We start from the raw sequence: 22,352 nt of genomic DNA on the forward strand, positions 1-22,352 counted from the left end.
GGGTAGTTATATGCAAACTAACTGGTGGCAAAATGCAGTATTTTATCAAGTCTATCCAAGAAGTTTTCAAGATAGTAATGGAGACGGAATTGGTGATATTCAAGGTATTATTCAAAGATTAGATTACCTAGCTGATCTGGGTGTAAATGCAATTTGGCTATCACCAGTTTATCAATCCCCTAATGTTGATAATGGCTATGATATTTCAGATTATCAGGCAATTAATCCGGAATATGGTTCTATGGTGGATATGGAGCAGTTAATTGAAGCGGCGAAGATTCGTAAGATTAAAATTGTTATGGACTTAGTTGTTAATCATACAAGTGACCAACATCCATGGTTTTTAGAAGCACGAAAATCAAAAGATAATCCGTATCGTGATTTTTATATTTGGCGAGACCCTGCAACCGATGGTAGTGTTCCGAATGATTTACAAAGTAATTTTAAAGGATCAGCTTGGGCGTTTGATGCGGTTACTGGGCAATATTATTTACATTTTTATGCGAAAGAACAACCGGATTTAAATTGGCAAAATCCTAAAGTTAGAGAAGCTGTCTACCAGATGATGACTTGGTGGCTTCAAAAAGGGATTGGTGGTTTTAGGATGGACGTTATTGATCTGATAGGGAAGGAACCTGACCGCAAAATTAAGGAAAACGGACCGCAATTACATGCGTATCTTCAAGAGATGAACGCAAGGGTACTTTCACAGTATGATGTAGTAACGGTTGGAGAGACATGGGGGGCAACACCCGAAATTGGCCAGATGTACAGTAATCCTAATCGCCACGAACTATCGATGATCTTTCAATTTGAACAAATTAATTTAGATAAACAATCAGGGATGACTCGCTGGGATTTAAAACCACTTATTCCAGCAGAGTTACATGCGGTATTTAGTAAATGGCAATTAGCGCTAGATGGCGTTGGTTGGAACTCGTTATTTTGGAGTAATCATGATTTACCGCGAATTGTGTCACGTTGGGGAGACGATAGCCAGTATCGTGAAAAAAGTGCGCAAGCATTAGCAATTTACCTGCATATGCTTAAAGGAACACCGTATATTTATCAGGGTGAGGAGATTGGCATGACCAATTATCCAATTACGAGTTATCACGAAATTGAGGATATTGAGAGTCGGCGAGTTTACCAACAACGACAGCAACAAGGCTATGCGATAAGTGATATCCTAAATGGGATTAATGCTAAAGGTCGAGACAACGCGCGGCATCCGATGCAATGGAATGGTAAGAATCAATCAGGTTTCACAGATGGGACACCATGGTTACCGGTAAATCCTAACTATTTAGAAATCAATGTTGAATTGGCCAAACAAGATGAACGGTCTATTTATGCGACTTACCAGCAGTTAATAAAATTACGAAAACGTAACGCAATTATTCGCCAAGGCCGATTTGAAAATGTACCAACAGGTAATCAAAATGTGATTAGTTACAAACGGATGTTAGGAGAACAGAGTTGGTTGGTTATTATTAACTTATCTAAGAATAGAGAAAGTTATACGCTACCCATTCAGCACTTCGGGCCTAATCAAAAAATTATTAGCAATAATTTATTATTAAATAAAATAGCGACAAGTGGTGTATTACAGCCGTATGATGCGTTGGTTGTAGCTATCGGGAATGAGGAAAAGTAACATGAGTGAATTATTAGTGGGCAGTGTGGAAGCCGGCGGAACTAAATTTGTTTGTGCCGTGGGAGATGAGCACTATCAAGTTAAGGATAAAGTAACATTTGCGACGACAACGCCACAAGAAACTTTAGCGCGAGTAGTCACCTTTTTTAAAAAATTCCCAAATGTGACAGTAATAACAGTCGCTTCATTTGGGCCAATCGAATTACGGAAAAATCACGCTAAATATGGATATATTACAAATACTCCCAAGATTGGGTGGCATGATGTTGATTTTGTGGGTTATCTAAAGAAAGAACTTGCACGGCCAATTATTTTTACAACTGATGTTAATGGCTCAGCGTACGGTGAATATGTAGCAGCTCGGATAGCGCAACAACCTGTTGATTCTTTAGTTTACTACACAGTTGGAACGGGTGTTGGTGCCGGTGCTATTATTGATGGTCATTTAATTGGAACCTTGGGCCATCCTGAAATGGGACACGTTCTCGTAAAGCGGCATCCAGATGATTTAAAATTTGAAGGAAACTGTCCATTTCACGGTGATTGCCTAGAGGGATTGATTGCCGGTCCCACTTTTGAGAAGCGATTAGGCAAAAAAGGACAGGATGTCGATCAGTCAGACCCAGTTTGGGATATTATGGCCTACTATTTAGCACAAGCTGTGGTGCAACAAACCTTGATTATTCGCCCTAATAAAATTATTTTAGGAGGTGGGGTAGTTAATGAAATCTTTTTAGATAAAGTTAGATTGCAATTTAAAGAACAATTAAACAATTATGTTGAAGTCCCTAAGTTAGAAGATTATATAACGATGCCATTAGTTGAGAACAATGGATCGGCAACACTTGGAGATTTTGCATTAGCGTTAAAACAATACAATCGGAAGTGAGAATTGAGAAAAGCTAGGTTGATTCTGAGACCTAGTTTTTTTATTTGTTGTGAATTAGCTGATATTTTATTTGTGATTAACATCAGGTATACTGAAGCAATAGTTAACGGAATCATAAATACTTTTATGGGGGAAAGTAAATGAAAAAGCAAACGAAGCAGATTATTGGGGCTGTTTTAATTTTGGTACTGATTATTATCGCGGGGTTTAAACTAGGCGGTATGATACGGTCGCAAGCAACGCCTGATACGCATCATCATAAAATACAGGATAATATAAAGAAAAAGAAAGTTACGACGACCACATTTAGTGTGGCACGGAAAAAAGTGGTCACGGCTAAAAAGGAATCAACGGTGGCACATCAGGATTTAGCAACTGGTTCTTGGACAACGTCAAATTATTTGGCGGTTAATATTGAATCGCTAGAAGATGATGGACAATTTAGCATTGTCTATCCTGAAGACGGTACTACTCAAATCATTAGTTCGGGGACAATTATTTATAAAAATGCTGGTTATTATGAATTGAAAAGTAATGGCTTGATTATGGTAGATACTGATACTGGGGAGCAGCATGATGCGGAAGGTATATCAAAATTTGATTTAAGGATCAACAATGGGCAATATCAAATTCGTAATTTATCGGGTCAAAGTGGGTCACGGTTCGGAAATGGCGACTGGCTAACGTTATCAAGTATTCAGAAAACAACAAAAGCAGAGGTTATCGCCGGTTATCAGAAAAAAGGACAACATAATACACAAAACAGACCGACAGATGCAAATATTGTAGGGTACTTGTTAAAAATGACTGATTTTACGGAGAATGTTGATGGTTTTGAAAATGATATAGAATTCCATGTTCAAACGAAGCCAAATGAAGAAATGCATTATATTCTATCTGGAAATTCAGGGAATGGCTCACCAATCGGTGGTTATATCGTGAATAGTAATCAGACAATCAGCTATTACTGGCAATCGCCGTCGGAAGCATTGGGATTACGGCCGATTGATGATATTAGTTTTGAAGAGATAAATGCGTTAAATTGGCATGATGTTGGGACTCGATATGAATATTCGGAAGCTGTCATCAAAGCTGCACAGAACCCTAAGGTGTATACGTTAGATGAATAATAAATTTTAAGAAGTCATTCTAGTAATGGCTTTTTTATTTTGACCGGAATACTCGCCTAATTCCTGTTATATTAGGCTTGAAATAGTCTATAATAGAGGGTAGGCATGATCACTTTGGTAAGATTGCGAATGCCTCAAAATAAGTCGGGGCTTATTTTTTTAGTTAAGTTATCGAAGGGAGTCACCATGGCAACGATTAGCGACATTGCGGAACAAGCGAATGTCTCAATTGCGACTGTATCGCGGATTTTAAATTACGATGCATCATTGAGCGTTACTGAAGCGACTAAGCGTAAGGTGTTTGAAACCGCCGAAGCGCTAAATTACACAAAATATAAGACGAAGAAGCATCAAAAACGGAAGTCATCTAAGCGTACCAAGGCTGCCGAAAAGAATATTGCTTTATTTCAATGGCGACAAGGTGATGAAGAGTTTGACGATCTTTATTACATGTCAATCCGGATTGGTGCCGAAAAAGCGGCCCAACAGTTGGGTTACAACTTGATTAAGGGCGATACAGAATCAGATGCCTTGAAATCAGTTGTTGGCAGTATTTGTATTGGTAAATTTGACGAACAAACAATTAAGAAAATTGTTAAGTTAAGTGATAATGCGGTCTTTATTGGCACCAATTTTCCACTTCAAAATTTCGACACGATTAATAGTGACTATGAACAAGCGGCTGAACTGGCGATTGAACATCTGATTCAGTTAGGCCATCAAAAGATTGCCTTCATTGGTGCCGAGGAACACGATAATTTACATGGTTACCGTGAATACCGAACGCCAGTTGTGAACACGTATCGCGATATTATGCGACACTATCAATTATTAGATGAGCAGTACTTCTTCGTCGACACCAACGCCCGTTTAACGGTTGGGTTGGGTGAGAAATTAACGAAACAGGCCTTAGCGAGTTGGGGTGATAATTTACCAACAGCTATTTTGGCCGCCAATGATGCGATGGCCATTGGTGTGATGAACGAATTAGCGGCCCAAGAGATTAAGGTGCCGGAGACGATTTCGGTGGTCGGGATTAACGACCTCTCTTTTGCCCGTTATTTGAACCCGCCTTTAACGACCGTTAAGACTTTTACCGAGGAAATGGGTGAAGTCGGGATTGCGACGCTTCAAAAACGGATCGAAAATCCGTCAATCGCGCAACGAATCGTATTGAGTACGGAATTAGTGATTAGACAATCAACGACTGAGTGTCACCGCTAAGAATGGCATGATATTGATATCTGTCATAAAAGATCTGCGACAATCTTTTTTTGCCGCAGGTCTTTTTTGATGCTTAAAAAGGTTATTAGTTGATTTTAAAACGCCATCATAAGATAATATTCATATGGTATCTATAAAACCAAACTTATGTATCGTGACAAACGATAATCAGTTGAAAAAAGACGCAGGAGGTCAACATGAAAAAAATCGTCACGTTAACTTTAGGAACGCTATTATTATCTAGCGCTTTGCTTACGCCAAATATAGTGGGTGCCGCTAGTCAGACTGGTCACTCAGGTGCAATCATGCAGACCATCATCAACGAACATAATAACCACGCGATGGGTGATTTGATTAAGCGAAGTGAGTTAACGCCTTTTGCTGATGAATCGGGCATTTCGGCAGCTGAAACCGGCCGTCCTGCAAAAGATTTTATTGATATTTCAAGTAATAATGGCAGTATCTCAAAAGATGAATTCCAATTGATGAAAAATAAATACGGGATTAAAGGCGTGATTGTCAAATTAACAGAGGGAGATTCCTATCGTAATCCACTAGCACCTGAACAGATTGCAAACGCCAAAGCAGCCGGCTTAAAAGTGAGTGTCTATCATTTTAGCTGGTTCGCTAATACGCAAGAAGCGGCTGAAGAAGCGACTTACTTTATGAATTATGCAAAAGAATTAAATTTGGCTCAAAATACATCTTTTGTGAATGATTACGAAGCAGTTAATAGTTCAAGTGCGACTACCAATACTTTGAAATTTGCTGATACTTTAAAAGCAGCGGGCTTTAAAAATGTCTATCATTATTCTTCTAAATCATGGTTTTCGTCAGTGTTAGATATGACTAAATTGGGTCCAAAGACTTGCTGGGTAGCTGAATGGCCAATGAATCCTTCTGAGAATCAGTTATTACACACGGAAAATGCCTCGTGGCAATGGGCCAGTGATTTATACTTCCCGGAATTAGGTAATGCGCGTCATTTTGATATCAGTACAGATTACTTAAATGCTTTTAGTTAATGGAGATAGATAAACGGACTAATCAATGATTAGTCCGTTTTTTTATTTATTTAATCATATCGGGATTGCCTTTATGCTTAACATATCAATTTTTGATATGTTAAGCGCTAAACAGATAATTGTACATTGATAATATTGATTCGGTAAAGTTAATAGATAATAAGTCCTGTTTATTGATGTCCTATAGTGAAGAATATGCCGGCTGTTGTTAAATGACTAAGTTAGGGTTAGAAAACTTTATGAGGTGCAGATAGTGAAAAAATTAAAAAGTTTTTATCGCCAACATATTGCGATTGTAACGCTATTATTTTTTATTGTACTGAGTATTGCCATGGTCGCCATTGTTTATTTGCAGCCTGGCAAGATTTTATCGGGCTCTGACTACCATTTTCATATGAATAGAATCGAAAACCTGGCAATATCGCTTAAACAGGGTGAGCTATTTCCGAAAATTAGCTATTTTTTTATTGGCGGGATGGGCTATGCGGCTGGTTTATTTTATCCAGATTTCTTTCTTTATTTACCGGCTATCTTGAGGGTTGTTGGTTTCTCGATCAAAGAAAGTTTCGTTGTTTTTGCGATTGTTATTAATTTAAGCACGTTTCTAGTCACTTATGGCGCTGGTAAATTAGCCGGTTTTAATCAGAAAAGAGCACTGGTGTTTGCTTTAGTTTACGGGCTCAGTATTTATCGATTCGCTGATTTGGTCAATCGCCAAGCGATTGGTGAAGTAATTGCCCTTACTTTCTTCCCACTAATCATTGTGATGATGGTGCGGTTTAAGGCTGGTATTCAGCGCCATTGGTATTTACTATCCGTGGGACTGGCTGCAATTGGGTATAGTCATATGATTTCTGTTGAAATGACAGGTATTTTTATCTTAGTCTATACGCTATTTAATCTGAAAAGGTTCTATCAAAATCGAAGTTTGAAATACCTGATCGCAGCTGGGGTGATGACTATTGGCCTCTTGGGGAGTTACTTTTTGGCGGTTGGCGAACAAATGACGGCGATGACGTTTCAAGTCGCAACACAACCGTTAGCTTTTCTATCGGACCGCACATTGGCGCTTGATAAACTCCTACACCACTCGTTAACGAATGCGGTTTTTCATGCTAATACGGTTAATGTCGGGATTACGATTCTGATTGGGTTGGTGATTGCTGGTTATTCATTCTGGCATTCAAAAGAAGAACGGGATTTAATTGTCATAGCCTTCGGGTTGTTTATTATGGCGACACCGATCATGCCGTGGCATTTCTTTGACGATACGATTATCAATACTATACAGTTTCCGTGGCGTTTTTTTGTGGTCATCACGGCCATTGTGAGCTACTTAATCGCAAAAGACGACTTGCGTTTGTTGGATAATAAGCTGCTTTTTTATGGACTGCTTTTGGTGCTTGGTCTAGGGAACGTTATTTATGCGACAAATAGTATTCAAACGCAAAGTTGGCGGTTTAGGACGAATGCTGCATATAATCAACCTAATTCTTACTATATTGGTGCTGGGCGTGAGTACCTACCGGCTCAAACGGATTATTCTAAAATCCTTAAAAATAAGAAACGAACGCTTAAATATCGGAAAAATGATATCAAAATTACTAAGGAACAGGCTACTTGGGGTCAATATTATTTTCAATTTGCGACACGCAACGATCGAAGGGCCGTTGTAGAGGTGCCATTTATCTACTACAAAGGGTATGTTGCCAGAATTAGTGGTGAAAATAAACTGGTGCCGCTAAAAATGAATCAGCAAACCGGCTTAACACAAGTTACTTTGAAGGGTAGCGGCACAGTAACGATTTTGTATCAACAAACGCCGCTTCAAAAAGTTGGGAATATCATCAGTGTGGTTAGCCTGGTTTCTTTGATGGTGATTATTTATAAGGCACAATCTAAGCCGCGTTTTCGGTCGAAAAAAAGCACTGATATTGGTTAAAGCCAATATCAGTGCTTTTTTATTTATTTAACGGAACGAATCATTGCGATGAGGGCTGCGCCGATCAATTCAAGAATGATGGCGACCAAGAAAATCTTTTGATAGCCCATAGTTGAAACAATTGCTGAAGCAGCGAGTGCACCAATCATTTGAGAAAGGGTGTTGGCAAGGTTGATTAAACCTAAATCCTTGCCGGCAGTATCAGATGATGGTAGTACATTGAGGTTTAAGGCACCGTCAACTGAGTTGAAAATCCCGTTCCCAATCGCTGCGAAAACGGCGTAAGCGTACATTGCCCAAGGGTGCGCGATAAAGAGTGGGAATAATGCGGCAAACCCTAGTAAGAAAATTGCGAATAAAACAGGCATCTTAACCCGTTTAGCACAATCAGCTAACGGGCCTGAAATTAGTGCGAAAATTACACCGAAGACAAGCATTAAGGTTGAGAAAATCGAGATTGATTTGCCGGCTTGTTGATTTGTAACGCCCATATAATCAGTGAAAATGAATAAGGTGTAGGTAGTAATAATCGTGCTACCAACAACCATGAAGAATTTTGCGAATAAGGCGAGGTAGAAATCACGCGCACCTTTTGTTGGGAAGAAGAAGTACTTCGCAAAAGTTTCTTTGTTGATTGAAATCTTTGGTTCATCAAGATTGCTAGGTTCTTTAGCCAATAATAGGTGGACAATCCCAAGGATAACGGAGATTAATGCCATAGAATAAATCCCAAATTTAATATTACCTAAGAATTGAGCGGCTAAGATGGTGAACGCTTGTTGCGAAATTGTGAAGCCAACACCGTAGAAGGTTGAAGCGGTACCCCGCCATTTAGGCGCGACACGATCGGAAATTTGGGCGTAGATTGAAGCGGCAACCGCATTTTCGCCGGCCGCACAGATAATCCAGAGGAAAATAATCGTCATGACAGATGCTGAATTGGCAATAATCACCATCATGGCTGCCATTACGAGGGTGCCGATTGTAATGTAAGGTTTTCGACTCCCCCATCTTGAGCGTGTTACGTCTGAAAAGGCACCGAATAATAAATTGGTAATAGCGCCGGTAAAAGTCGCTGCGGCACTGATAATCCCGAAAGCCCAAACTTTATTAGCTGGGTCGATTTGACCGAACAATTGGGGGATTAAGGTATTTCGTACGGCAATGTTTGGGCCGTACCAGACCATTGGTGCCAGGAACATCGCCCAGGAGAACATCCAAGGAAGTTTGGGTTGCTGTTCATCTTTTACTTTCGCGTTTGCATTTGCAATATCGATTTCTGCTTGATTGGTTTTAGCCAAAAGAATTCACTCCTTCATCGTATATAATCCGCTTACATTTCGAGGTGGCCCAAAGATTGGACTTTTAAATTTCAGTGAGTTTGATGCTGGTTTGTTGCTTACCGATTGTTATCGTGACTTGGTCTTGATTGAGTTGAACGTCGATGGCCTCTGGTAGTGAGACATCTTGATCTGGTGTGCCAAGATATGCTGAAATCAAGGTATGTTGACCGACTGCCAAATGACCTGCGAGTTGTGGTAAGACCGTTTTGGGATAAATAAAGTTCGTGTTTGGTTCTGGTGCAGTGAGCTCGGTGGTTAAATCTGGTGTTAGCGAGACAATCCCGGTAGTGCCAATTGAACTTACGTAGAAACAGCTATTGGCTAATTGGCTAGTAATCAGTTGACCGTCGGAAGGGGCACTAAAGCTACCTTCGATGAGGTTGATGGGTCGTTGGTTATCAATCACATGAATCCGGATGTGCCAAGGGTAACAAGGGATGATAAAACTTTTGATTGTGACATCGGGCCAAGATTGCCATTGACCATAAACGTAATGACTGTGAGTTTGGAAGCCTTGGTAACCGAAGACGGTTTGGTAATGATAGTCGTTTTCGGAAACGGCGAGCGTATTGTCGAAGGCGCCTTGTTTAGGTAAGACTGTATCCTTAGGCGTACTGAAGCCAAACGTTGTCGAATAAACGAATTTTTCATACTTAGCTGCGCCATGTGCGTGTTCATGAGAATGTTGACCGGCTGTAAATGCTTGAAGTTCTTGGCCGTCTTGACTGTGAACCATCAACATACGACTATAGTCATTTTGATCAAGTGTGGTAAATGTGGGTTGAACTTCTGTTGCTTGCCAGAATGGATCATCATCTGGCAGTGCTAGAATAATGAAGTTTTTGAGCGCCCAATAAGGGGAACCGGGTGCGTTGTAACCCTCTGCCATATTTAAATTAGCGTAACCGTAGCCGATTGAAAGGGTGCCGTCGCTATTGAAAATTGGTTTTTGGAACCATTGGCGCATATTATTTAGGAGTAGATATTTTGCCTCGCCAAGTGAAACGTCTTTTAAAGGCGTGTGCGTGAAAGCGGCCGCTGCCCAGAATGAGGATTGAGCAAAGCGATAGGCCTGACTACGACCAAAAGGTAATGCGGCACCGTCAGCGGCAAACCAATCTTTGAAAGTGGCGGCAAATCGTGCGCCTCGTTCGCGGAAAGCGGTGATGTGAGGATTATCTTTTTCAGGTGTGAGCGTACTGAAGAGTAAGCCGTAATACTGCATTCCCCAGGCGATATAGTAATCGATTTGATTGCGATAACCATCGAAATACCAGCCGTCATCTAGGTAGTAACCGTCGATGTCGGCTAAATCATGAGTAATTTGGTCATTAGGTACCGGCAAGCCGACTGTTTCGAAAAATGAATCAACTAGGATGCGGAAGAATAACCAGTTGGTTGGTGGAATTGTCCGATGGTTAATTTGATCTAACCATTGGTGGATATTAGTTTGTTGTTGGTCGGTTAATGTTTCCCAGAAGAAACCACGTGTTAAGGTTAGAAAAGTTGCTAAAGACCCCATTTCAACAAATAATTGATCGTAATCTGTCAATTGGCCCCAATATTCAGGTGATTGTGGATCGGTGCCTGCTAGAATACCGTCGGTGGCAGCTTTAAAATAGGTTGAATAAGTGGCAGCTCGTTCAGGCGTGCTACACAAAGGGCCTAAGCCCCATAAACTCCGTAGAAAACCTTCGATATCGCGGCGTGGTTCATCATAAACGGCGCCACTTGTGCCGAGATGGACACGGCCGGTTGCTTTTTGAGCCGTCATTAAGTTGTAGACGGGGTCGATTAATGAAATTAACGCTTGTTCATAATCGGCGCGTGTTTTTAAAGGGTTATTCTTGAGTGTTTGATTGTAGGGTTGCATCATGCCAGTGGCCTCCTAACCAGAAAATGTTATAAACGTCATTTAATTGATAAATGCCTTCGGAGAAGAAGTAATCGCCGTAAATCAGACCGGTGTCCAGATTCTTTTGTTCTGGCCAATGACCAGTGCCGTGAGTGATCAATGCAGTATCAGTCGTTGGTGTTGTAGCGTGATCATAGAGGCGTTTCAATAAATCCGCGCCAGCATCGTGGTAAAAGGCCTGTTCTTCAGGAGCGGCGATGCGACCTAATAGTAGAAAGCCACAAGCGGCAATTGCTGCGGCCGAAGAATCGGTGTAATCGTACTTTGTTTGAGCCGTATTAGCTGGAATTTTGAAGTCCCATAGTGGTACGTCGCTATTAGCCGTGTGTAAATAGAAGTAATTTGCAATTTTCATTGAAGCCGCTAAGAATTCAGGCTTTTGTGTATAGTGATAAGCAATTGCAAAACCATAAATGGCCCAGGCGCAACCGCGAGACCAAGCGCTCGTTTCGGCAAATCCTTGGCCGCCAATTTTTTCAAGTACTTCGCCAGTAGCAGAGTCGAAGTTGACCATGTGATGGACGGAACCGTCTTCGCGAACGAATTCGCGCAAGATAGTTTCGGCATGTTGCGTTGCGGCAACTGCAAAACGGGGATCACTCGTTTCTTCGCTTGCCCAATAAAGGAGACTGATGTTCATCAAACTATCGATAATGACAATCCCGCTAGTATCGTCGGCACCTTGCCAACTATTCCAAGCTTCTAAATAACGGCCAGCACTATTGAAGCGACCGAGTAATAAGGTGGCTGCTAACAAAGCGTTCGTTTTGGCTTTCGAATCGTGCGTTAAATCGTAGCGCGCTAAACTGGTTAGGGTCCACATGAATCCCATATCATGATCGAGTTTGCTAGGGTCGCTTAAGAGTGGTTGCATCTTTTCTTCAAGTTGTTCAGCTAAAGCAGCTGTTGCTTGGTCTTGAGTGGCATGATAGTGGTGCCAGAGAATACCGGGCCAGAAACCAGCCGTCCACCATTGCGGTTCAGCTAGCTGATAGTGGCCAGCAAGTGTTGTGTGTGGGAAAAATGGTCCGATAGTCGTTGCGTTGTGTGCTGTTTTTTGTTCAATGTAGACTTTTGCGTCTTGGAACCAGGTTGTTGCCATATACTCACCCTCGAATTTGAATAGTCTATTTATAATTGAAAACGTTTTCTTGAATTTATAATAGTATTTTTTAGTAAAAAAGTAAATAACTAATTCAAGGTAGTTTTTATTTTTAGGATTTAAATTAGCTTTAATAATCCGATATATAAGGCTTTAATGTTTATTTATATTTTTAGTAAAAAACATTTTAACGCAAATTGTTTTACTAATAAAATCCGTTTTTTAATTTTTACTAACTTGATGATCATCAAGTTCTTTCGATCACGGGCCTTCTATAATGGAGACAACAGATAGAAAGAAGGGATTCAAATGCGATTTCAAAAATCGTTACAAGCGTCTAAGAATCAAATTGCGATGATTGTAGGGCTACTAATTGCGGTAGCTTACAGTTGGCGCTGGTTAGGTGAGCCGGTTATTGGGATGCAAGGGCTATTGTTAATTGCTTCAGTGCTTGGGGTGGCGCCGATTTTGATGCAGGCTTACCAAGCCTTGAAGGTCAAAGTGGTGAGCATCGATTTATTGGTGACCATTGCGGTGATTGGGGCCTTTGTTATTGGCGAATACAACGAATCGGCGATTGTGACCTTTTTATTCTTATTCGGGAGTTATCTTGAACAACGAACACTTAAAAAGACCCGGGAATCAATCCGGTCATTATCGGAGATGGCACCTCAAACCGCACAAGTGGTTGCGGATGACTGCACTGTGACGGCAGTCGATGTCGACGATGTGGTAATTGGCGATCACGTTTTAGTCAAAGCGGGTGGTCAGGTGCCAGTTGATGGGACGGTTATCACGGGAAGTGCCTTTGTTAATGAAGCCAGTATTACGGGTGAAGCACAGCTGGTTAAAAAAGAAGTTGGCGCCAGCGTCTATTCTGGCGCGATTGTCGACAATGGCACGCTGACCGTAGTCGCTAATCAAGTTGGGGATGACACGACTTTTGCCCAAATTGTTGAATTGGTGGAAGAAGCGCAGGATAGTAAATCACCGGCGGAAAAGTTTATCGATCGTTTTGCGACATACTACACACCCGCAGTGTTGGTATTAGCGTTAGTGGTCGGCTTGATCACACGCGATTTTAAATTAGCGATTACGATTTTAGTGTTGGGTTGCCCAGGTGCCTTAGTGATTGGCGCGCCAGTTTCAATCGTTGCTGGGATTGGTAACGGTGCGAAAAACGGCGTCTTGATTAAAGGCGGCGAGGTGGTTAATAAGATGGCCGGGATCGATACAATGGTTTTCGATAAGACGGGGACACTCACTAAAGGCGAAACGGCAGTAGCACAAGTTGTGAACTATGCGGCTGATGAAGCGACTGTTTTGGAATTAGCTGCAGCCGTCGAAAAGCAATCGGATCATCCATTAGCGCTGGCGGTGGTTAGCTATGTCCAACAACAAGGCTTAACGGCTTTACCGATTGTCACTCACATTGAAACGCTCAAAGGGCTGGGGGTTAAAGCCCAAGTCGGGGAACAAGTGGTTCGAATTGGCCGCGCGCAGTTATTGACGGACGCCGGCATTATCATTGATGAGCAACAACGCGCGGTGATTGAAGCCAGTCAAAGGGCTGGGCAATCAACAGTGTTGGTGGCGATTGATCAAACATTGGCGCTGATTATCGGGATTGCGGATACGGTGAAACCGGACGCCAAAGCAGCTTTGGCCCGTTTGAGAAAGGCCGACGTTAAAAAGCTTGTGATGCTGACCGGGGATAATGAAAAAACAGCGGCAGCCATTGCCCGCGAAGTGGGGATCACAGAATTTCACGCGAACTTGTTACCAGCGGAGAAGATTGATTACTTGAAAAGGTACCAAGCAAAAGGCCAAAAAGTCGCTTTTATCGGGGATGGCATCAATGATAGTCCCTCATTAGCGCTTGCGGACATTGGGATCGCGATGGGTTCCGGCACAGATGTCGCAATTGAAACGTCGGATATTGTATTGATGCAATCGACACTTTCTGAAGTCGTCTACGCCGATTACCTCACTAAGGCGACAGCCCGTAATACGGTTCAAAACATCGTGATTGCGGTTGGAACGGTCGCGTTACTTCTATTAGGATTGATTTTAGGCTACGTTCAAATGGCCAGCGGGATGTTGGTTCACGAAATTAGTATTTTAGTCGTCATTTTAAACGCGATGCGCTTAATTCGGTTTAAAGTTCGCTAAACTTGATGACGATCAATTTTTAATTATGCGACCGGCAGTATAGTAAAGGTATCAAATGAAGAAAAGGTGGTTTTTGTTATGGCAAAATTAGTGATGCAATTAGATGAGCTCTCATGCCCATCATGTATGCAAAAAATTCAAGCGGGTGTTAGTCAACAAGCAGGCGTCGAATCAGTCAAGGTACTATTTAATGCAAGCAAAGTGAAAACTGAATATGATGAAACAACGACTAACCCAGAACAATTGACCCAAGTGGTTACGGATCTGGGCTACAAGGTTAAAAGTGTGAAGGTTAAATAGGGGGGCATTGAGATGTTAACAACAGCGGCAATTGAAGCACGTTACCAAGCAGAACTGAAACAAGCGGATGTGGATCACCATACACCAACGGCTGGTGCAATGATCGGCCACATTATGGCCAATCTCACAATCCAACGGCGCAAACTCCGTCAGATGAAGTGGTCTGCCAAAGGGATTGATAATGGCACCTTCAAGGCACAAGTGGCAACTTTATTAACTGAAAATGATATGCTATTAGATAAGACGGCCGAACGATTATTGGATGAGGGCGAAGTAATCCCGACGACCCAAGCGGAATACACTGAATACTTGATGCTTACTGAAGATGCTCGCATCAAGTATTGGGATGTGCCTGCTATGATGGCGGAATTGGTCAACGATTTTAACACCGCCAACCTATTCGTATCACGGGCGATCAAGCTCGCCCAAAAAGAAGAACGATTTGCTTTAGTAACTGATATGATTGATATGTTAGGGTATAACCAACATCAAATTCGCGTATTGCAAAATCAACTGGGTAAGGATGCGCGTGAAGGTTTAGATGAAGAAGATGACGACTAAATAGAAGGAAGTGGGCGTGTGGCAACTGTTGAACAACATATTTGTGCAGAACTAGTACCGATATTTAGTCACCTTGATCACGATAGTCTCCTGAAGATTTCGGCGCTAACGCACCACGAAAAGGTTGCTAAGGGTCAGCAAGTCATTAGTCCGACTGCGCAAAAACGCCTAGTGATTCTGGCCAGTGGGAGTATTAAGGTTTATCAATTATCCGCAGCGGGTAAAGAACAACTGTTACGGATTATGGAACCGGGTGACTTTGAAGGTGAGAAGTTGCTCTTTACGAATCAGGAGGAACAAGTATATGGTGAGGCACTCCAAGACAGTGTAATCTGCACATTACCTCGCGCACCTTTTCAAGAACTACTATTAACTTATCCGGAAATTAGTTTGAAACTTTTAGAAGTAACGGCTAATAAGATGATTAAGTTGGAACAACAAGCCAATCTGATGAATATCGAATCGGTTGAATCGCGAATTGTGACTTATTTATTGGCTTTGGTGAAGGTCAGTGAGACGTTGACGGTTAAAATCCCGATGAAGTTAAAAGAATTAGCAACGTATATTGGGACGACACCAGAAACTTTATCACGACAATTAAAACAATTAGAACAGCGTCAATTGATAAAAAGACAAGGACGGCAAGTCGAAATATTAGATTATGAACGCTTGGAAGACTTCTATTAGCGGTGATTAAGGCGTATTGGCTAACAAATTTGCATGATTTGTTAGCCAATACGCCTTTCAACTATACCAATTCGTGAAAATGGTGGCGAAATCGCGATTTAAAAGTGTTATAAGAGATAATCAGTGGCGCAATTAGGGCGGTTTTTTAATGGATTAAAACGGTTTTTTTAAGCTCGGTAAAGGTTATTTTCAAGTTTTTTAAAAAAATGTGAAAATAGTGATTGACGTTGTCACACTAGGATGGTAAGATATTCTATGTTGTCGAGAGATGAACGTGTGATTGAAAAGTTGATAAAAATTATTTTTAAAAAGTAGTTGACATCAACTTGATCGCATGATATGATTAATTGCGTTGCTTATGGGATTTTAAATTTCAAACAGCGACGATTCATATAAGGTAGACCTTTGAAAACTGAACAAAGTTTTGATAAACCAAATGTGTAGGGTCGCCCTTCGGGGCACAACATATTTGCGAAGTCAATTTCGCTAGCAAATAAATTAAGTAACAAAACAAGAGCTACAAACTTTTAATCGAGAGTTTGATCCTGGCTCAGGACGAACGCTGGCGGCGTGCCTAATACATGCAAGTCGAACGCACTCTCGTTTAGATTGAAGGAGCTTGCTCCTGATTGATAAACATTTGAGTGAGTGGCGGACGGGTGAGTAACACGTGGGTAACCTGCCCTAAAGTGGGGGATAACATTTGGAAACAGATGCTAATACCGCATAAAACCTAACACCGCATGGTGTAGGGTTGAAAGATGGTTTCGGCTATCACTTTAGGATGGACCCGCGGTGCATTAGTTAGTTGGTGAGGTAAAGGCTCACCAAGACCGTGATGCATAGCCGACCTGAGAGGGTAATCGGCCACACTGGGACTGAGACACGGCCCAGACTCCTACGGGAGGCAGCAGTAGGGAATCTTCCACAATGGACGAAAGTCTGATGGAGCAACGCCGCGTGAGTGAAGAAGGTTTTCGGATCGTAAAACTCTGTTGTTGGAGAAGAATGTATCTGATAGTAACTGATCAGGTAGTGACGGTATCCAACCAGAAAGCCACGGCTAACTACGTGCCAGCAGCCGCGGTAATACGTAGGTGGCAAGCGTTGTCCGGATTTATTGGGCGTAAAGCGAGCGCAGGCGGTTTCTTAAGTCTGATGTGAAAGCCTTCGGCTCAACCGAAGAAGTGCATCGGAAACTGGGAAACTTGAGTGCAGAAGAGGACAGTGGAACTCCATGTGTAGCGGTGAAATGCGTAGATATATGGAAGAACACCAGTGGCGAAGGCGGCTGTCTGGTCTGTAACTGACGCTGAGGCTCGAAAGCATGGGTAGCAAACAGGATTAGATACCCTGGTAGTCCATGCCGTAAACGATGAGTGCTAGGTGTTGGAGGGTTTCCGCCCTTCAGTGCCGCAGCTAACGCATTAAGCACTCCGCCTGGGGAGTACGACCGCAAGGTTGAAACTCAAAGGAATTGACGGGGGCCCGCACAAGCGGTGGAGCATGTGGTTTAATTCGAAGCAACGCGAAGAACCTTACCAGGTCTTGACATCCTTTGACCACTCTAGAGATAGAGCTTTCCCTTCGGGGACAAAGTGACAGGTGGTGCATGGTTGTCGTCAGCTCGTGTCGTGAGATGTTGGGTTAAGTCCCGCAACGAGCGCAACCCTTATTACTAGTTGCCAGCATTTAGTTGGGCACTCTAGTGAGACTGCCGGTGACAAACCGGAGGAAGGTGGGGACGACGTCAAATCATCATGCCCCTTATGACCTGGGCTACACACGTGCTACAATGGATGGTACAACGAGTTGCGAGACCGCGAGGTTTAGCTAATCTCTTAAAACCATTCTCAGTTCGGATTGTAGGCTGCAACTCGCCTACATGAAGCCGGAATCGCTAGTAATCGCGGATCAGCATGCCGCGGTGAATACGTTCCCGGGCCTTGTACACACCGCCCGTCACACCATGAGAGTTTGTAACACCCAAAGCCGGTGAGGTAACCCTTCGGGGAGCCAGCCGTCTAAGGTGGGACAGATGATTAGGGTGAAGTCGTAACAAGGTAGCCGTAGGAGAACCTGCGGCTGGATCACCTCCTTTCTAAGGAATAATACGGAAAACCTTGTACATTTGCGAAATCAAAACTTTGTTTAGTTTTGAGAGGTCTACTCTCATCATTAAGGACGTTTTTGGGCCTATAGCTCAGCTGGTTAGAGCGCACGCCTGATAAGCGTGAGGTCGATGGTTCGAGTCCATTTAGGCCCATTGTACCAATTTAATAGTTTCATTATGGGGGATTAGCTCAGCTGGGAGAGCGCCTGCTTTGCACGCAGGAGGTCATCGGTTCGATCCCGTTATCCTCCATTGATGACAATAGTCATCGTAACTTTGTTCTTTGAAAACTGGATAATAAGTAATATATTAGTTTTAAAAGCCGAGAAAAACATTGCGTTTTAAAGAGTTTTTTAATAATAGAAATATGAATTAGTTCATATCGCTAAACTCAAATAATAACCCTTTACCGTAGGTAAAGATAGGTTAAGTTATAAAGGGCGCATGGTGGATGCCTTGGCACTAGGAGCCGATGAAGGACGGTACTAACACCGATATGCTTCGGGGAGCTGTAAGTAAGCTTTGATCCGGAGATTTCCGAATGGGGGAACCCAATACTTTTAATCGAGTATTATCATTAAGTGAATACATAGCTTAATGAAGGTAGACGAGGGGAACTGAAACATCTAAGTACCTTCAGGAAGAGAAAGAAAAATCGATTCCCTAAGTAGCGGCGAGCGAACGGGGAAGAGCCCAAACCAAGAAGCTTGCTTCTTGGGGTTGTAGGACAGAACTTTGGAGTTACCAAGTTAAGTTGTAATCGAATCAGCTGGGAAGCTGAGTCAAAGAGTGTGATAACCACGTAGATTAAACAACTTAACCTCCGTTCTGGATCCTGAGTACGGCGGAACACGTGAAATTCCGTCGGAATCCGGGAGGACCATCTCCCAAGGCTAAATACTCCCTAGTGACCGATAGTGAACCAGTACCGTGAGGGAAAGGTGAAAAGCACCCCGGAAGGGGAGTGAAATAGATCCTGAAACCATGTGCCTACAATTAGTCAAAGCTCGTTAATGAGTGATGGCGTGCCTTTTGTAGAATGAACCGGCGAGTTACGTTTATATGCGAGGTTAAAGTGAAAAGCTGGAGCCGTAGCGAAAGCGAGTCTGAAATGGGCGAGTGAGTATATAGATGTAGACCCGAAACCAAGTGACCTACCCATGTCCAGGTTGAAGGTGTGGTAAAACACACTGGAGGACCGAACCCACGTCAGTTGAAAATGGCGGGGATGAGGTGTGGGTAGCGGTGAAATTCCAATCGAACTTGGAGATAGCTGGTTCTCTCCGAAATAGCTTTAGGGCTAGCCTCGGAATATTGGATCATGGAGGTAGAGCACTGTTTGGACTAGGGGCCCGTCATGGGTTACTGAATTCAGATAAACTCCGAATACCATTGATTTAGTTCCGGGAGTCAGACTGCGAGTGATAAGATCCGTAGTCGAAAGGGAAACAGCCCAGATCACCAGTTAAGGTCCCAAAATTTATGTTAAGTGGAAAAGGATGTGGCGGTGCACAGACAACTAGGATGTTGGCTCAGAAGCAGCCACCATTTAAAGAGTGCGTAATAGCTCACTAGTCGAGTGCCGCTGCGCCGAAAATGTACCGGGGCTAAACATAATACCGAAACTGTGGGTGGACACGTAAGTGTCCGCGGTAGGAGAGCGTTCTAAGGGCGATGAAGCTAGATCGTAAGGACTAGTGGAGCGCTTAGAAGTGAGAATGCCGGCATGAGTAGCGAAAGATCAGTGAGAATCTGATCCACCGTATGACTAAGGTTTCCTGGGGAAGGCTCGTCCTCCCAGGGTTAGTCGGGACCTAAGGCGAGGCCGAGAGGCGTAGTCGATGGATAACAGGTTGATATTCCTGTACTAGTTTATTTTGTTTGAATGATGGAGGGACGCAGGAAGCTAAGGAATGCACACGACTGGAAATGTGTGTCCAAGCAACAAGTCTTGAGTTGAGTGAAATGCTTGATTCTTTAAGGACAAGTTGTGATGGGGAGCGAAATTAAGTAGCGAAGTTCCTGATGTTACACTGCCAAGAAAAGCTTCTAGTGAGAAATAAACTACCCGTACCGTAAACCGACACAGGTGGTCGAGGAGAATATCCTAAGGTGAGCGAGTGAACTCTCGTTAAGGAACTCGGCAAAATGACCCCGTAACTTCGGGAGAAGGGGTGCTGACCGTCAGGTCAGCCGCAGTGAATAGGCCCAAACAACTGTTTATCAAAAACACAGGTCTCTGCAAAATCGTAAGATGACGTATAGGGGCTGACGCCTGCCCGGTGCTGGAAGGTTAAGAGGATGAGTTAGCGCAAGCGAAGCCCAGAATTGAAGCCCCAGTAAACGGCGGCCGTAACTATAACGGTCCTAAGGTAGCGAAATTCCTTGTCGGGTAAGTTCCGACCCGCACGAAAGGCGTAATGATTTGGGCACTGTCTCAACGAGAGACTCGGTGAAATTATAATACCCGTGAAGATGCGGGTTACCCGCGACAGGACGGAAAGACCCCATGGAGCTTTACTGTAGCTTGATATTGAGTGTTTGTACAGTTTGTACAGGATAGGTAGGAGCCGTAGAAATCGGAACGCTAGTTTCGATTGAGGCGTTGGTGGGATACTACCCTAACTGTATGACCACTCTAACCCGCGCCACTTAGCGTGGCGGGAGACAGTGTCAGGTGGGCAGTTTGACTGGGGCGGTCGCCTCCTAAAGTGTAACGGAGGCGCTCAAAGGTTCTCTCAGAATGGTTGGAAATCATTCGTAGAGTGTAAAGGTATAAGAGAGCTTGACTGTGAGATTGACAAATCGAGCAGGGACGAAAGTCGGACTTAGTGATCCGGTGGTTCCGTATGGAAGGGCCATCGCTCAACGGATAAAAGCTACCCTGGGGATAACAGGCTTATCTCCCCCAAGAGTCCACATCGACGGGGAGGTTTGGCACCTCGATGTCGGCTCATCGCATCCTGGGGCTGTAGTCGGTCCCAAGGGTTGGGCTGTTCGCCCATTAAAGCGGTACGCGAGCTGGGTTCAGAACGTCGTGAGACAGTTCGGTCCCTATCCGTCGCGGGCGCAGGAAATTTGAGAGGAGCTGTCCTTAGTACGAGAGGACCGGGATGGACATACCTCTGGTGTACCAGTTGTGCCGCCAGGCGCATCGCTGGGTAGCTATGTATGGCAGGGATAAACGCTGAAAGCATCTAAGTGTGAAGCCCCCCTCGAGATGAGATTTCCCATTCCTTTATGGAAGTAAGACCCCTGAAAGATGATCAGGTAGATAGGCTAGGAGTGGAAGTACAGCGATGTATGGAGCGGACTAGTACTAATCGGTCGAGGACTTAACCAAAGGTGCAATGTTTGGCTTTTGAAATGAAAATATTACTTATTATGCAGTTTTGAGAGAACGAAGTTCTTCTCAGTGCGAAAGCACAAAATAGTGTGGTGGCGATAGCAAGAAGGATACACCTGTTCCCATGTCGAACACAGTAGTTAAGCTTCTTAGCGCCGATAGTAGTTGGTGGGAAACTACCTGCGAGGATAGGACGTTGCCACGCTATATTTAATGGAGGTTTAGCTCAGTTGGGAGAGCGTCTGCCTTACAAGCAGAGGGTCACAGGTTCGAGCCCTGTAACCTCCATTGAGTCGTTAGCTCAGTTGGTAGAGCATCTGACTTTTAATCAGAGGGTCGACAGTTCGAGCCTGTCACGACTCATCGGCCAAGTTACACGCCAAAATGCGGGTGTGGCGGAATTGGCAGACGCGCTAGATTTAGGTTCTAGTGTCTATATAGACGTGGGGGTTCAAGTCCCTTCACCCGCATTCAATTGAATATTCAATGAAAGTTATCTTATTATGCCGACTTAGCTCAGTTGGTAGAGCATCTGATTTGTAATCAGAGGGTCGGGCGTTCGAATCGTCTAGTCGGCATTAAGATGCGGAAGTAGTTCAGTGGTAGAACATCACCTTGCCATGGTGGGGGTCGCGGGTTCGAATCCCGTCTTCCGCTTTCATTATGATTAAGCCGGGGTGGCGGAACTGGCAGACGCACGGGACTTAAAATCCCGCGGTAGGTGACTACCGTACCGGTTCGATTCCGGTCCTCGGCATCATAATGAAAAATGCACCCATAGCGCAACTGGATAGAGTGTCTGACTACGAATCAGAAGGTTGTAGGTTCGACTCCTACTGGGTGCATATAACGGGAAATAGCTCAGCTTGGTAGAGCACCTGGTTTGGGACCAGGGGGTCGCAGGTTCGAATCCTGTTTTCCCGACTGGATACAAAAAGTTAATAAA

The 22,352-nt window shown here is 43.4% G+C and carries 13 protein-coding genes, 10 tRNA genes and 3 rRNA genes; 23 read left to right on the forward strand and 3 right to left on the reverse strand.

The genetic code is table 11. From position 1 onward, the window contains the following. Positions 1-10: 10 nt before the first annotated feature. The 6 genes from ACPBEH_RS08280 (at position 11) to ACPBEH_RS08305 (ending at position 7,867) form a co-directional block, all read left to right on the forward strand. Positions 11-1,657, forward strand: coding sequence for a glycoside hydrolase family 13 protein (locus ACPBEH_RS08280; RefSeq protein WP_035146394.1), 1,647 nt, complete (start codon positions 11-13; stop codon positions 1,655-1,657). A 1-nt stretch (position 1,658) separates the two neighbouring features. Next, positions 1,659-2,546, forward strand: a complete 888-nt coding sequence (locus ACPBEH_RS08285) for an ROK family protein (RefSeq protein WP_424348881.1) — start codon at positions 1,659-1,661, stop codon at positions 2,544-2,546. A gap of 140 nt (positions 2,547-2,686) precedes the next feature. After that, positions 2,687-3,676: a hypothetical protein gene (locus ACPBEH_RS08290; RefSeq protein WP_424348882.1), complete on the forward strand. Its 990-nt coding sequence runs from the start codon at positions 2,687-2,689 to the stop codon at positions 3,674-3,676. Between the two features lie 186 nt (positions 3,677-3,862). Then, complete coding sequence (locus tag ACPBEH_RS08295; protein ID WP_424348883.1) at positions 3,863-4,900, forward strand: LacI family DNA-binding transcriptional regulator; 1,038 nt, start codon at positions 3,863-3,865, stop codon at positions 4,898-4,900. Positions 4,901-5,097: 197 nt separating this feature from the next. Then, positions 5,098-5,925 carry a GH25 family lysozyme gene (locus ACPBEH_RS08300; protein WP_424348884.1) on the forward strand — a complete coding sequence of 276 codons (828 nt, stop codon included), beginning with the start codon at positions 5,098-5,100 and terminating at the stop codon, positions 5,923-5,925. A 253-nt stretch (positions 5,926-6,178) separates the two neighbouring features. Then, the gene (locus tag ACPBEH_RS08305; RefSeq protein ID WP_424348885.1) at positions 6,179-7,867 is read left to right on the forward strand and encodes a hypothetical protein; all 1,689 of its coding nucleotides are present in this window, start codon (positions 6,179-6,181) and stop codon (positions 7,865-7,867) included. 23 nt (positions 7,868-7,890) lie between these two features. On the opposite strand, the gene ACPBEH_RS08310 is transcribed toward ACPBEH_RS08305, so the two are convergent. From ACPBEH_RS08310 to ACPBEH_RS08320, 3 genes are all read right to left on the reverse strand, one after another. After that, positions 7,891-9,168, reverse strand: coding sequence for an MFS transporter (locus ACPBEH_RS08310; protein ID WP_424348886.1), 1,278 nt, complete (start codon positions 9,166-9,168; stop codon positions 7,891-7,893). Between the two features lie 64 nt (positions 9,169-9,232). Beyond that, on the reverse strand, positions 9,233-11,086 hold the full coding sequence (locus ACPBEH_RS08315; protein WP_424348887.1) for a DUF2264 domain-containing protein: 1,854 nt from the start codon (positions 11,084-11,086) through the stop codon (positions 9,233-9,235). Beyond that, positions 11,052-12,227, reverse strand: coding sequence for a glycoside hydrolase family 88 protein (locus ACPBEH_RS08320; protein ID WP_424348888.1), 1,176 nt, complete (start codon positions 12,225-12,227; stop codon positions 11,052-11,054). The genes ACPBEH_RS08315 and ACPBEH_RS08320 overlap by 35 nt, the downstream gene beginning before the upstream one ends. 309 nt (positions 12,228-12,536) lie before the next feature. Between ACPBEH_RS08320 and ACPBEH_RS08325 the strand changes: the two genes are divergently transcribed. The 17 genes from ACPBEH_RS08325 to ACPBEH_RS08405 all read left to right on the forward strand — a co-directional run bounded on the left by ACPBEH_RS08325 (position 12,537) and on the right by ACPBEH_RS08405 (position 22,330). After that, entirely contained in the window at positions 12,537-14,399 is a 1,863-nt protein-coding gene (locus ACPBEH_RS08325) for a heavy metal translocating P-type ATPase (protein WP_424348889.1), read from the forward strand. Positions 14,400-14,477: 78 nt separating this feature from the next. Further along, the gene (locus ACPBEH_RS08330) at positions 14,478-14,699 is read left to right on the forward strand and encodes a heavy-metal-associated domain-containing protein (protein WP_424348890.1); all 222 of its coding nucleotides are present in this window, start codon (positions 14,478-14,480) and stop codon (positions 14,697-14,699) included. Positions 14,700-14,711: 12 nt separating this feature from the next. Continuing rightward, positions 14,712-15,260 (forward strand): ferritin-like domain-containing protein, encoded by a 549-nt coding sequence (locus tag ACPBEH_RS08335; RefSeq protein ID WP_424348891.1) that lies wholly within the window; start codon positions 14,712-14,714, stop codon positions 15,258-15,260. 18 nt (positions 15,261-15,278) lie between these two features. Next, positions 15,279-15,947 (forward strand): Crp/Fnr family transcriptional regulator, encoded by a 669-nt coding sequence (locus ACPBEH_RS08340; RefSeq protein ID WP_271894952.1) that lies wholly within the window; start codon positions 15,279-15,281, stop codon positions 15,945-15,947. A 527-nt stretch (positions 15,948-16,474) separates the two neighbouring features. After that, a 16S ribosomal RNA gene (locus ACPBEH_RS08345) occupies positions 16,475-18,048 on the forward strand. Between the two features lie 91 nt (positions 18,049-18,139). After that, a tRNA-Ile gene (locus tag ACPBEH_RS08350) sits at positions 18,140-18,213 on the forward strand. Between the two features lie 26 nt (positions 18,214-18,239). Then, positions 18,240-18,312: transfer RNA gene (locus ACPBEH_RS08355), tRNA-Ala, on the forward strand. Between the two features lie 172 nt (positions 18,313-18,484). Then, positions 18,485-21,403, forward strand: a 23S ribosomal RNA gene (locus tag ACPBEH_RS08360). A 91-nt stretch (positions 21,404-21,494) separates the two neighbouring features. Further along, positions 21,495-21,611 (forward strand): 5S ribosomal RNA (rrf, locus tag ACPBEH_RS08365). The 16S, 23S and 5S rRNA genes sit together here with 10 tRNA genes alongside, the layout of an rRNA operon. Before the next feature lie 10 nt (positions 21,612-21,621). Continuing rightward, positions 21,622-21,694, forward strand: a tRNA-Val gene (locus ACPBEH_RS08370). Between the two features lie 2 nt (positions 21,695-21,696). Next, positions 21,697-21,769 (forward strand) — tRNA-Lys (locus ACPBEH_RS08375). 23 nt (positions 21,770-21,792) lie between these two features. Continuing rightward, positions 21,793-21,876 (forward strand) — tRNA-Leu (locus tag ACPBEH_RS08380). A gap of 35 nt (positions 21,877-21,911) precedes the next feature. Further along, a tRNA-Thr gene (locus ACPBEH_RS08385) sits at positions 21,912-21,984 on the forward strand. Positions 21,985-21,991: 7 nt separating this feature from the next. Then, positions 21,992-22,063, forward strand: a tRNA-Gly gene (locus tag ACPBEH_RS08390). Positions 22,064-22,077: 14 nt separating this feature from the next. Further along, a tRNA-Leu gene (locus ACPBEH_RS08395) sits at positions 22,078-22,163 on the forward strand. A gap of 14 nt (positions 22,164-22,177) precedes the next feature. Continuing rightward, positions 22,178-22,251, forward strand: a tRNA-Arg gene (locus tag ACPBEH_RS08400). A 5-nt stretch (positions 22,252-22,256) separates the two neighbouring features. Continuing rightward, positions 22,257-22,330 (forward strand) — tRNA-Pro (locus tag ACPBEH_RS08405). Positions 22,331-22,352: the final 22 nt, after the last annotated feature.

Origin of the sequence: Latilactobacillus parasakei (genome assembly GCF_049674265.1) — a bacterium.
Lineage (GTDB): Bacteria > Bacillota > Bacilli > Lactobacillales > Lactobacillaceae > Latilactobacillus > Latilactobacillus sakei.